At 44.9% G+C, this 14,519-nt stretch carries 10 protein-coding genes and 1 pseudogene; 4 read left to right on the top strand and 7 right to left on the bottom strand.

Annotated elements, in window-relative coordinates:
* Both E2K52_RS10510 and E2K52_RS10515 read right to left on the bottom strand, forming a co-directional pair.
* The coding region (locus E2K52_RS10510; protein ID WP_151205080.1) for an MFS transporter at nucleotides 1-275 on the bottom strand (275 nt) is incomplete at its 3' end.
* Nucleotides 276-426: 151 nt separating this feature from the next.
* Nucleotides 427-1,515, bottom strand: coding sequence for a DUF475 domain-containing protein (locus E2K52_RS10515; protein ID WP_151205081.1), 1,089 nt, complete (start codon nucleotides 1,513-1,515; stop codon nucleotides 427-429).
* Nucleotides 1,516-1,736: 221 nt separating this feature from the next.
* Here E2K52_RS10515 and tenA point away from each other — a divergent pair, with 221 nt between their 5' ends.
* Together tenA and uvrA are read left to right on the top strand one after the other, a co-directional pair.
* Entirely contained in the window at nucleotides 1,737-2,414 is a 678-nt protein-coding gene (gene tenA / locus E2K52_RS10520) for a thiaminase II (RefSeq protein ID WP_151205082.1), read from the top strand.
* A gap of 565 nt (nucleotides 2,415-2,979) precedes the next feature.
* A complete protein-coding gene (gene uvrA, locus E2K52_RS10525; protein ID WP_151205083.1) occupies nucleotides 2,980-5,811 on the top strand; it encodes an excinuclease ABC subunit UvrA in 2,832 nt (943 codons plus the stop codon).
* 322 nt (nucleotides 5,812-6,133) lie between these two features.
* Here the strand turns inward: uvrA and E2K52_RS15440 are convergent.
* Nucleotides 6,134-6,884, bottom strand: a pseudogene (locus E2K52_RS15440) (IS5 family transposase); the annotation flags it as partial.
* Between the two features lie 1,011 nt (nucleotides 6,885-7,895).
* On the opposite strand from E2K52_RS15440, the gene omp33-36 reads away from it, so the two are divergent.
* Complete coding sequence (omp33-36, locus tag E2K52_RS10535) at nucleotides 7,896-8,774, top strand: porin Omp33-36 (protein WP_151205084.1); 879 nt, start codon at nucleotides 7,896-7,898, stop codon at nucleotides 8,772-8,774.
* A 65-nt stretch (nucleotides 8,775-8,839) separates the two neighbouring features.
* Here omp33-36 and E2K52_RS10540 read toward each other — a convergent pair whose 3' ends face one another.
* The 4 genes from E2K52_RS10540 to E2K52_RS10555 all read right to left on the bottom strand — a co-directional run bounded on the left by E2K52_RS10540 (nucleotide 8,840) and on the right by E2K52_RS10555 (nucleotide 14,064).
* Nucleotides 8,840-10,804, bottom strand: a complete 1,965-nt coding sequence (locus E2K52_RS10540; protein WP_151205085.1) for a BCCT family transporter — start codon at nucleotides 10,802-10,804, stop codon at nucleotides 8,840-8,842.
* 310 nt (nucleotides 10,805-11,114) lie between these two features.
* Entirely contained in the window at nucleotides 11,115-11,801 is a 687-nt protein-coding gene (locus E2K52_RS10545) for an ion channel (protein WP_151205086.1), read from the bottom strand.
* Between the two features lie 222 nt (nucleotides 11,802-12,023).
* Nucleotides 12,024-13,730, bottom strand: coding sequence for a cation acetate symporter (locus E2K52_RS10550; RefSeq protein ID WP_151205087.1), 1,707 nt, complete (start codon nucleotides 13,728-13,730; stop codon nucleotides 12,024-12,026).
* 1 nt (nucleotide 13,731) lies between these two features.
* Nucleotides 13,732-14,064: a DUF485 domain-containing protein gene (locus E2K52_RS10555; RefSeq protein ID WP_151205088.1), complete on the bottom strand. Its 333-nt coding sequence runs from the start codon at nucleotides 14,062-14,064 to the stop codon at nucleotides 13,732-13,734.
* 181 nt (nucleotides 14,065-14,245) lie between these two features.
* Between E2K52_RS10555 and E2K52_RS10560 the strand changes: the two genes are divergently transcribed.
* Nucleotides 14,246-14,519: hypothetical protein (locus E2K52_RS10560; protein WP_151205089.1), on the top strand; the 274-nt coding region annotated here is incomplete at its 3' end.

A 14,519-nucleotide genomic window follows, 5' to 3' on the forward strand; every position in this document is an offset into this window, starting at 1 on the left:
GTATCTTCTGACCGTGGTCTAGTGGTTCCTGTACTTCGTGATACCACCAGGGGCTTACGGCTATAACGGTCAGCGATCAGGCTAAACGGTATTTGCAGCAACGCCTGAGTCAGGCCATAAATACCAACCGCCAGACCGATAAGCGCAGGCGTAGCATATTCATATGACTGCCCTGCTACTGAAAATACAGGAATAATCATAAACAACCCCAGCATGCGCAGCGCAAAAATACTGCTCAGGGCAAAGGTCGAGCGACGTTCTAAAGCATTCATCATAAATTCAGGCGATTCAGCGAATTAATCTTGGTGCACAGATTATAGGACATTCCATCCCCAGTAAGGCATGATTTTTATTTGAAATAAAAATCAGCAGGGGCTGAAAAACAAAAAGCGCAGCCGGAGCCACGCTTTTCAATATCAGAATCCCTTATTGATGCAGGGCACTTTCTTTTTTCTTATATTGGATAGAGGCAATAACAGCCCAAACAATAAAGGCCACCCCAATCAGGCCAGTCACAATTTCAGGAACATGCAAGCCGGTTCCGCTGGCAATCATGATAAAGGCCAGAGCACCAATTGCATAATGCGCGCCATGCTCCAGATAGATATAGGCATCCAGTGTGCCTTTTTCTACCAGATAAATGGTCATTGAACGGACGAAAATCGCACCAATCGCCAGACCCAGCATAATAATGACCACATCTGAAGTAATGGCAAAGGCTCCGATCACCCCATCAAAACTGAAAGAGGCATCCAGCACTTCAAGATACAGGAAACCACCAATACCGGCTTTGACCACACCCGTCGGTACGCCATTTTCATCATGACGAATGGCATTGCCCTGTTCATCAATTTCCGGCTCACCGCCCAGTAAATGACTGAGGACCTGCACCCCAATATAAATCACGATGCCCCAGATTCCAGCCATGGTCACTGCCAAGCGTTTATCTTCCACCACATTGCCAGCCATAATTAACAGCACCACCAGGGCAATAAAGACCGACATGGCCGGAACACTAGCCAGGTTGGCAAGACGGCGTTCCAGCATTCTGAACCAGTGCGTGTCTTTCTCTTCATCCAGGAAGAAGTTCAAAAACACCATCAACAGGAAAGCGCCACCAAAAGCAGCAATCTCAGGATGATGGGCCATCAAACGCGCCGAGTATTCTGCAGGATTATTCAGGGCCAGCCGTACCACTTCCATAAAGCCCATTTCCGCAGTCACCGCGACAATGGCCACCGGGAAGATTAAACGCATACCAAATACGGCAATCAAAATCCCTATAGTCAGGAATAACATTTTCCAGAATGGATCCCATCCCCGTAGGACTGAGGCATTGACAACCGCGTTATCGAAAGATAACGACACTTCCATAATCGCTAAGATAGCGGTGATGGCAAGCGCTGTGAGCATGGTTTGCAAGCCCGCTTCCGGACCATGGGTATAACCCCAATAAGCAGACAAACCAAGACACACGATCGAGAATGCGATTGAGAAACCAAAATGTTTCAACATACATATCGACCTTGAATCAATTAAATAAGACGTATTTTTTCAGTAGAACTGCAATACGGACACAATAAACTGTGCCAATTATGAAACTTTTGTGGCCCAAACCAAAGCACTTCCTGTGGTCTTTTGTATTATTTTCTCAAGGCAGCCTCCCTGGTCTTTTAAACAGCCGGTTCTTTGCTATAGTGCTGCATGGCTTAACTTAAACTGCTAAGGATTTCAGCATGAGTTTTTCACAACAGGTTTGGCAACGTAATCTTGCGCTCTACCAAAAGACACTGGCCCTGCCGTTTAACCAGCAACTGGCACAGGGAACACTCAGCCGTGAGGCTTTTAGTCATTATGTGATTCAGGATGCGCATTATCTGCTGGCTTATGGCCGTGCCTTGGCTGTCTGTGCGGCAAAAGCGTTTGAAGCCGATGATGTTATCCAGTTTAGTGAGGCGGCTAAAATTGCCATTGTGGTCGAACGCAGCCTGCATGATGGCTTTATGCAGGATTTTGGTATTAGCAAGGCGCAGTTTGAAAATACCCCGCTGACACTGGCTTGCCACCATTACACTTCTTATTTACAGGCGGTGGCCTGGGCAGAAAGCTACCCGGTGGTGGTGGCTTCCCTGCTGCCATGTTTCTGGATTTATGCAGAAGTGGGCAAGGACATTATTGATAATGCCGCCCCGAATAACCCTTACCAGGCCTGGATTGATACCTATGCCGGTGAAGAATTCCATACCGCAGTGCGTAATGTAATTAGCACTATTGACCGTATTGCCGAGCGGGTGGATGCCGATACACTGGAGAAAATGCATCAGGCTTATACCGATGCGGCCCGTTTGGAATGGCTGTTCTGGGAGAGTGCCTTTGAACAGCGCGAATGGCCAGGTCTGGATGACGTGAACTAAGTTTTCGTTTTCAGAATCCATCCAAAATGCCAGTCAGTGAACCATTGACTGGCATTTTTATTCGTCAAGTGATGAAATGTGCACAATGGACGTTCTCCCTCACTTACAGTTTTTCTTTATCTCCATATTTCCTCTGCTGTTAAGCCTCTCAATCACCGCAAAAAACTTCCTCTTCTGATACTCGCAGGTCTTGGTTTTGATAATTTTTTTAGTTTCGTTCCACTTGCTGATAAGCTTTCTGGGTCTTTGCTGCAATGATCTGTTTGCTCTGTATTTTTTGAAAAGGCCTATACTCAATTTCTGGAAAATCAACTCAACGTCTAGGTCCAAATGCTTCATGATATTCCGCATGATATATGCTTTGAAAAGATCAGATTCGCCTCGCTACCCTAGCCTGCCAAGCGCGCAATGAGTGAAAATTAACCACAATTAGGCACCAGTCTTTATACAGGGCACGTGACTAATATCCGACATAACTTGACGTTTAAAATACTTTTATTTGCACTTGAACATTTTTCATTCGGTATCATATAAAGGTTTTTGATGAATATTCTAGGATCATTGCATGAGCCAAAGCCACATCCGTATTCGAGGTGCACGTACCCACAACCTGAAAAATGTGAGCCTTGATATCCCACGCGACAAGTTTGTGGTGATTACGGGACTGTCGGGTTCAGGCAAGTCCTCACTGGCTTTTGATACGCTCTATGCCGAAGGCCAGCGCCGTTATGTAGAATCCCTGTCTGCGTATGCGCGCCAGTTCCTCTCCCAAATGGAAAAACCGGAAGTCGACTCAATTGAAGGCCTAAGTCCCGCCATTGCCATTGAACAGAAATCCACCAGCCACAACCCACGTTCAACGGTCGGAACAATTACCGAAATTTATGATTATTTACGTCTGCTCTATGCGCGTGTCGGTACACCTTATTGTCCTGAACATGATCTGCCGATGGTCGCGCAAACGGTCAGTGAAATGGTCGATGCGGTTAAGGAACTGGAAGAAGGTACTGCACTGTTATTATTAGCGCCTGTGGTGCGTGAACGTAAAGGCGAATACACTGCCCTGTTTGAACAGCTGCAAAGCCAGGGCTTTGTCCGGGCCCGTGTCGATGGCGAGATCATGGAAATTGATCCACCACCCGAGCTGGATAAAAAGAAAAAACATAGTATCGAAGTGGTGGTTGACCGCTTTAAGGTGCGTGATGACCTGGGCAACCGTATTGCCGAGAGCTTTGAAACAGCCTTACGTCTGGGTGGAGATATCGCGATTCTATCCTGGATGAAAGATGAGCATGAGGATCGGGTATTTTCTGCCAAGCACTCCTGTCCGGAATGTGAACGCGCAGTGGCCGAACTGGAACCGCGTCTATTCTCCTTTAACAACCCTTTTGGTGCTTGCCCGGTCTGTGACGGTCTGGGGACACGCAGCCATTTCAGTGCGGAGAAACTGATTCCGAATGCAGAGGTCAGCATCAGCCAAGGCGCGATCCGCGGCTGGGACCGTCAGCGTCCTTATTATTATGGCATGCTGCAAAAAGTCGCCGAGCATTTTGGTTTTTCTCTGGATACTCCTTGGGAAGAGCTGGATGCCAATACCCGAAAGAAATTCCTGTATGGAAGCGGCAAGGAAAAAATTGACCTGAGCTATATTGATGAACGCGGCCGCCGTCATAATCGGGTGATTCCCTTTGAAGGGATTTTGCCCCACCTAGAACGCCGTTACCGTGAAACAGAAAGCAATTATGTACGCGATGATCTGGCACAGTACCTATCGAATGCCGCCTGTGATGCCTGTGATGGTTCACGTCTGAATGAGATCTCACGTAATGTGAAGATTCTGGACAAAACCATCGCCGACATTACCCGCATGTCGATTGGTGATGCCGAAAGTTATTATCAGAGCCTGAATCTGGAAGGTGCCCGTGGTGAAATCGCGGACAAGATTTTCAAGGAAATTCGTGAACGTCTGCACTTTCTGGTGTCCGTCGGCCTGAATTATCTTAGTCTGTCACGTTCTGCCGAAACCCTGTCGGGTGGTGAAGCACAGCGTATCCGTCTGGCTTCCCAAATCGGTGCCGGCCTGATGGGTGTCATGTATGTCCTGGATGAACCTTCGATTGGCCTGCATCAGCGTGACAATGACCGCCTGTTACAAACCCTGATCCGTTTGCGCGATCTGGGCAATACCGTACTGGTGGTTGAACATGATGAAGATGCAATCCGCGCCGCTGACCATATTATTGATATTGGCCCGGGTGCCGGGGTACATGGCGGATATATCATTGCGGAAGGAACCTATCAGGAACTGGCAGAACACGAAGATTCCCTGACTGGAAAATATCTGTCTGGCAAACTGAAAATCGAGGTGCCAAAAAAACGCATCCAGCCCCCTAAGCCGGAAGAACAGATCAAATTGATGGGCGCCGCCGGGCACAACCTAAAGAAAGTCGATCTGACCCTTCCGTTGGGCATCATGACCTGTATCACCGGGGTATCCGGTTCAGGTAAATCGACCCTGATCAATCGAACCCTTCTGCCTTTGGCAGCGACCCAGTTAAATGGTGCGACCACGCTGACTGCTGAAAAGTTTGATTCAATTGATGGCCTGCAGTATCTGGACAAAGTGGTGGATATTGACCAGAGTCCGATTGGCCGTACACCACGTTCAAACCCAGCAACTTATACCGGCCTGTTCACGCCGATTCGTGAACTGTTTTCACAAACACAGGAAGCCAAAGGTCGTGGTTATACGGCGGGTCGTTTCTCGTTTAACGTGAAAGGTGGACGCTGTGAAGCCTGTGAAGGAGACGGGATGATCAAGGTAGCAATGCACTTCCTGCCAGATATGTATGTGCCCTGTGATGCCTGTCAAGGCAAGCGTTATAACCGTGAAACGCTGGAAGTGAACTATAAGGGAAAAAACATCTCAGATGTGCTGGAAATGACCGTCGAAGATGCCATGCATTTCTTCGATGCCATTCCGGTGATTCACCGTCGTCTGGAAACCTTGCATCAGGTGGGATTGGGTTATATCCGTCTGGGTCAGTCTGCGACCACTCTTTCTGGTGGTGAAGCGCAACGGGTGAAACTGGCACGGGAGCTGGCCAAACGCGATACCGGTAAAACCCTGTATATTCTGGATGAGCCTACTACGGGTCTGCATTTTCATGATATTGCCAAGCTACTGGACATCCTGCACCAGCTACGCGACAAAGGTAATACCATCGTGGTGATTGAACATAATCTGGACGTGATTAAAACTGCCGACTGGGTCGTGGACTTAGGTCCTGAAGGCGGCTCGGGTGGTGGTATGATTGTTGCCGAAGGAACACCGGAACAGGTGGTAAAAGTCAAAGCTTCACATACGGGTAAATTCTTGAAGCCGCTATTGCAGTGATTTAGAAAGGGCTCACAAGAGCCCTTTTTTAATTTTTTTATGACATATTCAATATTTTTTTGTCTTACGGGATTAGATACTTTTGCCTCGTCATCCAGTCTTTCGAATATTAATGCATTAATTTGGGGCTGTAATTCAACATTCATTTGCTGATTAAGTATCTGTCTTAAAACACCTCATTTATGAAATTCTTTAAATCTTTCATCTTTTACAATCTCCTTAAAAATTAATTCTTTCCAAGCATTTTTAGTTGTAAGCGGCTTTGTTGTATACAGTTTTAAAAGATAAAGTCCTCCTAGCTCACTCAAACTTAAGTGACAACTTAGGTGTGAGGTTGACCTGATTCTATAAATTTATTTAAGGCGGCTATACGTGCATGAATCTCATTGACTGAGCTACTGAAGTGTCTTGCGCTCCGTTTATCTCCCCCTCATTTTATGCAATACCTTTTAGTTTCTACCAAACTATGTCGATGCTACCCCAACTACTTTTCCCCATCCTTTTTCCTAAGCGTTTGCAGGTTTTTAATAATTCATTTCTATCTAAAAATTCCGATTTTTGTCTTTCTATAGGTTTGTATTTTTTTCTTGGTGGAATTATGACAGGTGCTTGATGATCTGAAATGAGCTATCGGCAGTATTTAATATCATAAGCGCTATTGGGATAGATAGAATCTATGCCTTCATCAGAGGATGATTTGATCAAGTCAGCCACTGAGTACCTGTGAATCGCTGATATCGTTCGGGGTGAGCTGAACTGCATCTCTTTGCAGCGTTTTAGCATTTATACCAAGGTGAAGCTGAGGCCATAGGCAACGATATTCAGGCTGAGGTTTCTTCTGTTTCCATTCACTTTCACCTAAAAACTCCAGGCCAGTAGAATCTACAAGCCAATGAAGTCTATCACTACATTTTTGCTAGCTGATCGCAATATCAATTTTTGTCTTGTACGAAGTGTGGAGTAATTTGGTGCTGTCCCACCGAAACCGTCAAAGAGAATCGAAATAGCAATTTGATCACTAAACAGCATTGAATGGCTGTATCGGTATAGCTTTGATTTCATCCGTGTTTACCTTATGACTGGGTATTTCCTTCTTGGGTCTGAAGATTAAAATTTCTCTATATCTCTATTTTTGGCCTTCATAGTTTTTATTTTTTTACTGGGCCTTAAAAAAATAGCTCAAGCTACCACAAGAGGTTTGAGCAAAATTCAATTTAAAAAAATTAAATAAACTTGTTTTTAACCTATTTACACCTGCCACAATTAAGTGCATAATGCACCGCATTAGGGCGAGTTAAATTATTCCTCAGCAGATTTTTTGATTTACCCGGACATTTTGGCGAAAAAACCTCAATTTTCTTTGAAAATTGAGGTTTTTTTTTGTTGTCTATTGATATCTCGCTTTTTAAGCTGGTAAAAATGAATCATTTTGGTGCGTTTTTTATTTTTTCATAAAGAAGCTTTGTAGGCTTATTTGCCTTCTATTCATAAATTTAAAATAAAAAAAAGCCCAACCTTGGGGAAAGCTGGGCCGATAAAACGAAAAAATTGTGGAGAATCAGTCAGAATCCTATATAAGTATGAACCATGACCTGATTTCTCTATTATGTGCGATTTCGACTGCAAAGTAAAGCCTATTATTTTAGTCGGATTTAAGGTTGTCCACCCTCATTAATAGTGACATTTATCACAATAAATTAAAAAACAATGATCTAAATAAATAATTAACAGAAAAATTGTCTATTTAAAATACTTGGACTTTTTATCCTCTATCCTCTCTAAAGCAGAAATTTAAAATTGTTTATACCAATCAAAATTAAAATTTAATCGTTTTTAGGGATAATTAAATCTTCATGATTTAGCCTTTTTTATCATTTTATAAGCTGAGCCCTACGCATAGCTTGCTGTAATTAAAGGTAATTTTAACCTAGCTGAAACATGTTTAAATAAGTAGACTTTTACACAAAATTAATACAATTTTTTAATCGTAAAAAACAAGGACTTAGCAGCTGATTGACTTAATAAATTGTTACAATACAATAGCTCCCCTGTTGTATATCTTCTGTAACTAAACGGTAAATATCATGAAAAAACTCGGTTTAGCCACTGCTTTATTATTAGCCATGACCGGCGCTCAAGCATATCAATTTGAAGTTCAAGGTCAGTCAGAGTTCATCGACAATACTGTTAATGACAAAGATTTCACTGGTGCTGTTCAAGGTACTTACTACTTTAAAAATGTAGATGCATCTAAAGGTCCTTTAGCTGAAGCAGCTTTCTTAAACCAGGCATCAAATGTTTCTTTAGCATATACATATGGCGAATACGATGTAGACGCTGATTCTAAAGACCAAGTTTCTCATACTTTTGGTGCTAAAGCTGAAGCTTATGTTCCAACTAAATTTGTTCCTGCTTATGCAAGTGCATCTTATAGCCACACTATTACTGATGGTAAAGGCGGTCAAAAAGATGACCAAGGCGACCGTTATGCATTAGAACTCGGTGCTGTACTTGCACCTAATTTCTTGGTTGCTGTAGGTTATACTAGCGTTGCTGACCAAGTTTCTTATGACGCATTCAACATGTTCAACAATGGCGTTGTGAAAGCAGCTCTAGAATCTGAAACTATTAATGAAGACCAGGATGCGATCACTGCACGTACTAAATATGTAGGTGCAATTGATGGTACGAACATGTCAATTGGTTTTGAAACTGGTTTAGTATATGGCGAAGATACTGCTTATAACTTAGGCACAACTCTTTTCCTTAACCCTGCTTTAAGCGTGGGCGCATCTTATATGGAATCTAGCTATGCTGGTTCTCCAGACAAAGCTTGGGGCGCGAACGTAAACTACTTCATCACTCCAGCGGTTGCAGTTGGCGCATCTTATGTAAATGCGAATGCTGAAGGCGAAGCGCGCGATACACAAACTGTAGGCTTAAATGCTAAATTCCGCTTCTAATTTCTGATTAGACGTTGAATAGAAAAAAGGACGCTGATGCGTCCTTTTTTTATTGGGCGAAATATTTATTCTGGTGAACGAATCAGGCTCAGGAAATGCAGATGACGCTCATATTGATCAATGATGTCCTGTAGTAAATCTTCCTGTGTCCATTCCATTACATCATAGCCCTGCCCCCCTTCTTTTAAAAAGACTTCAGCCTGATAAGACTGGTCATCCTCAAGCTCGGACATAAAAGTGGGACTGATCATTTGTGTCATTACCACCTGATAGATAAAATTCATCTCATCCTGATGGTCGACACGCAACTCAATTCCCTCCTCCAGCGCATGAATCTTGACCTGTATTTGACGGCGTTTTAGCTCGGTCTGAAAACTACCAAAAGCTTTGCTTGCCGTAGTATCAATAAATGCCTGCACTTCGGCCTTGCTATGCGGATAATGCATAATCAGTCCCAGCCTTTGCTGCCAGCTGCGCGGATTTTGAATCGCACGCGGCGTAATGCGTGCAGCCTGCACAGCATGCATTTTAATTACATCCAACCTCAGTGCTTTAAGTAGTCCCCAGCAAATGAGCAGCATGATCAGGGTAAAAGGCAAGGCACTCATGATCGTGGCAGACTGTAAGGCCTCCAGCCCCCCGACCAGCAGCAAGGTAATCGCCAGCAAGGCCATCACCAAAGTCCAGAACAGGCGTTGCCAGACCGGTGAGTTTTCAGTTTTTGCTGTCAGATAATCAGTGACTAGCGAACCAGAATCGGCGGAGGTCACAAAGAACAGCATCACCAGCAAGGTTGCCACAATACTGGTGACGGAACTAAAGGGTAAACTGCCCAGAAATTCAAACAGTGCAACCGATGAATCACGCTGCACCGCTTCAAGCAGACTGGTATTGGCTTCATGAATAATACTATGCAGGGCGGCATTACCCATAAAGCCCATCCAGATCAGGGTAAAGCCTGTTGGGATCAATAGCACCCCAACAATAAATTCCCGGACTGTGCGTCCTTCTGATACACGCGCAATAAACATGCCCACAAATGGTGACCAGGAAATCCACCAAGCCCAATACATGATGGTCCAGCCTCCAATCCAGCCGCTAGGCTGATAGGCATACAGGTTAAAGGTCATGCTGAACAGATTGGAGACGTATTGGCCTGTAGCCTGAATCGTGGTCTGTAAAAGATAAATACTTGGACCAGCCAAAAATACAAAAATCAGCAACAGCAGGGCAAGCAACAAATTCAGCTCGGCCAGACGCTTTACGCCTTTATCCAGACCAAAAAACACTGACAGGGCGGCCATGCTACTGACCACAATAATCAGGACAATCTGGGTACTCGGCTGCTGCTCAATACCAAACAGATAATTCAGGCCCGAGTTGATCTGGGTTACCCCAAATCCCAAGGTGGTGGCGACACCAAAAATTGTTCCGATGGTGGCAAAGGTATCGACTCCATCTCCAATCGGTCCATAAATTCTGTTGCCAATCAGTGGATATAAAGCGGAACGGATTTTTAAGGGCAAATTATGCCGGTAAGCAAAATAGGCCAGTGCCAGACCGACCAGGGTATAGACGGCCCAGGCATGCAGACCCCAATGGAAGAAAGTAATTCGCATCGATTGCTGGGCAGCCACCAGTGTCTGAGGCTCACCAATCGGTGGCGTGACATAATGCATGACCGGCTCTGCAACGCCAAAGAACATGAGTCCGATGCCCATGCCGGCGGTAAACAGCATCGCGAACCAGGAACCACTATGATAGGCGGGCTGACTATGATCAGGTCCAAGCTTGATTTTCCCCATATCGGACAGCGCAATATAAATCAACACAATCAGGAAAATAGCCACGGACAACACATAGAACCAGCTAAATGAAGAGGTAATCCACTGATTTAACTGTTGTGTGAGTCCTTGAAAAGTATCCGGCGCAAAGAGCACCAGTCCCAGAAAAATGGCAATAATGACCACGGTACTGACAAAGACATTCGGGTTGACATTAGCCAGCCAGGAAGATGGTTTGGAAGACATATATCCCTCTTTTTTTCAATCTATGGAAAGAGCGAGAGACTCAAATAATTATTTGCAAGTAAAAACTATGAGAGAAATAAATAGAGTGTGTTGATAATTCCTGTGGCTTGGCAACAACGCATATTCTTTCTGCTTTCCGCGCCAAGCATTTATGAAATATCAATAGACCCTAATATAAAGGCAGATAAATAAAATCAATTTGAATCCGGCCTTATTTTAAAATAGGGTGAAAAATAAAGCCGTCAGCTTAATGTAACAAGAAAATCAAACCTGTCTGGCTTTACAGAGCGGTGTTTTTATCCTATTTTTGCTATTTTTTCTTGGGGGGGATATAGGCAATATATTGTAAGGCAATCAATCGTGAAACGATCAGCGCCAGATACATCACCCCAAAAAACATCTGGATAATTGCCAGCATGCGGGCAATCGGGCTAACCGGCATCAGGTCAGATAAACCGGTGGCAGACTGGACACTAAAACTCAGGAACAGTAAATCCAGCCAGGGTTGGTAGGCATGTAAATCGGGATGTGCAAAACTGTAGGGCACCAGCAACTGGCAAATGCTATATAAAAAGGCAAAGCCCCAAGCCAGCAAGGTAAAGACTGCGCCTGCGGCAAACAGCTCATCTTTGGTCAGATAACGGTCATGAAACATATAGCTCAACAGGCCATAAGCTGCACTAAAATAAGCACTGGCTTCAAACAGGTTGGCCGTAATATGAATCCAGTTATCCTGAATCCCCAAAGCAATTAAGGAAGAAAAGAAAATCGCACCTGCGACAAAGGTCAGCCCTAAAATCGTAAACATCGGGGTCTGTCGAATGACTTTGGCAATGACCAGCAGCACCAGAACTCCAAGCACCCAGGTAACAGCACGATAGGACACACTTTCATAGGCCAGCACCGATAGGATCAAAATCAGCAATTGCAAACAGAGCAGCCATGCAGATGGCAAGTGCTCAAATGTTGTCCAGAATCGTCTTAATGCCTGCTTCATACTGCCCTTCTTCTTGGAATTCATATTCGCAATTTAATTATTATCAGCCTCAACATAGCATGCAGCAGGTTTATGAGTGTTTAACAATTTGTATGAAAATTACTGAAAACCGCTCTACGCCATGCTTTTATTTTTTTGCATATAACGTTATGGCGAAGAAAACTGACTGTATTGCAGGCCATAAAAAAGCCCCGGATGGGGCTTTTTTAGGATGAACCGATCTTAGTGATCAGAAGCACCCGAGATACCGATACCGGTTTGTGAACGTACAAACTGGGCATCGAAAGCTTTGCGCTCTGCTTGTGCCTGAGCTGAGCTATCTGTGACCGAGAACAACCAGCAGCACAAGAACGACAATGGCATTGCAAATAATGCAGGACCGTTAAATGGAACCACTGGAGTATCCGAGATGCCTAAAGTATCTACCCATACTGCTTTAGACAGCACAATCAAGGTTACTGCGGTTACCAGACCTGCAACACCACCAATCACCGCACCACGTGTCGTCAAGCCTTTCCAGAACATGGACAATACCAGTACCGGGAAGTTGGCACATGCCGCCACCGAGAATGCCAGACCGACCATAAAGGCAACGTTTTGTTTCTCGAACAGAATCCCGAGAATCATCGCGAAGATCGCCAGACCTAAAGTCGCAAGCTTAGACATACGTAGCTCAGACTCAGGCGTAGTTTGGCCTTTCTTCAACACGTTGGCATACAAGTCATGCGAAATTGCTGAAGCACCAGACAGGGTCAGGCCCGCAACAACCGCAAGAATGGTCGCAAATGCTACTGCAGAAATGAAGCCCATGAACAGGTCGCCACCCACTGCATCAGACAGGTGAACCGCCGCCATGTTATTACCACCTACAAGCTCTAACTTGCCAGTGATCGCCATTTTCGCAACATCCAGGAATTGCGGGTTATTCGATACATACAGGATCGCACCGAAACCGATAATAAAGGTCAGCAGGTAGAAGTAACCGATAAAGCCTGTTGCCACAACCACTGATTTACGTGCTTCTTTGGCATCTTTTACCGTGAAGAAACGCATCAGGATATGTGGAAGACCGGCAGTACCGAACATCAGCGCCAGACCTAAAGAAATCGCATCAATCGGGTTAGATGCCAAGCTTCCTGGACCCATGATTTTGGTTGCATCTGCCAGGCTCAGGTCATGCACTTTTGAATACACGCCAATCGCCTGTTCAAACATGTTGGTAAAGCTGAAGCCGACGCCTTTCATGACCATGAACGCCATGAAAGTAGCACCAGACAGCAGCATGACTGCTTTAATAATCTGTACCCAGGTCGTTGCCAACATGCCGCCGAACATTACATAGGCCATCATCAGCAAGCCGACAATCACCACAGCAAGGTTATAGTTCAAACCGAACAGCAGCTTGATCAGCTGACCTGCACCCACCATCTGGGCGATCAGGTAGAAGGCTACCACTACCAATGAACTCATGGCGGCTAAAGTACGCACCGGTTTTTCCTGTAAACGGAAAGATACTACGTCAGACAGGTTATATTTACCCAAGTTACGCAGACGCTCTGCCACCAGGAATAATACGATTGGCCAGCCCACCATAAAACCAAGTGAATATAACAAGCCATCAAAACCTGACAGGAACACCATCGCAGAAATCCCCAGGAAGGAGGCTGCTGACATATAGTCACCGGCTATCGCCAGACCGTTCTGGAAGCCGCTAATCCCACCACCGGCAGTATAGAAGTCCTTGGTATTTGTGGTTTGTTTTGCTGCCCATTTAGTAATGAACAGGGTAGCCCCCACGAAAATCACAAACATGATAATCGCGTGCCAGTTGGTTGCCTGCTGTTCTGCTGCGCCTAAATCCGGACCAGCCATTGCCATCCCTGAGCCGACTGCAGTTGCAGCCAGGGCAATTAAAGAATTCCATTTCATCTTAATGAGGTCCTTTTTCATGAGCAATTGCTTCTACTTCACGTATTGCTTCTTCAGTCAATTGATCGAGACGGTTATTCGCGATATAGGAATAAACACCACATAAGATAAATGACAACACAATGATGCCCAGACCCAGTGGAATCCCCCAAGTCGTCACTCCACCTGAAATAGAAGACAAAAGAAACTCTTTGTTATAGCCAACCAGCAACATGAAGCCCACATAGACAAACAGCATAATGCCCGTTAAAGTCCAGCTGAGTGTGCTCTTCTTGCTAACCATTTCTTTGAATTTTGGATTCTGTAGAATTCGATCTACCTGTACCTCATCCATCGTTGCACTCCTGTAGCCCAACCGTGGGCTGATTATTTTTAATTCGAATTATTACTGTTGCAAATTAACAAGAATTGTGGCGTCTTGTAATTAAGACTTTGGTCGTTAAAAAATAATCAATTTTAACTGTAGCGTTCACGATGCGCTATTATAGGGCCAGCTTCAGTACACATCAGGCTCTATGAACAGTTGGCTCATCATAGGGGTGCTCGCCCTCTATATCGCATTACTCTTTATCTGCGCATTTTACGGAGAAAAACATACCAGCCGGTTCAGCACCCGTGGGCGTATGTTGTTGTTCAGTTTGACCTTAGGGGTCTACTGTTCATCCTGGACCTTTTATGGTGCGACTGGAGCGGCGGTTCGTGAAGGCATCATCTTCCTGCCAATCTATCTTGGTCCGCTGCTGTTTGTCGCAATTGGCTACGATATCTGGCGCCGCTTAGGACGGGTAC

This window comes from Acinetobacter sp. RF14B (genome assembly GCF_006864105.1).
GTDB lineage: Bacteria > Pseudomonadota > Gammaproteobacteria > Pseudomonadales > Moraxellaceae > Acinetobacter > Acinetobacter lwoffii_C.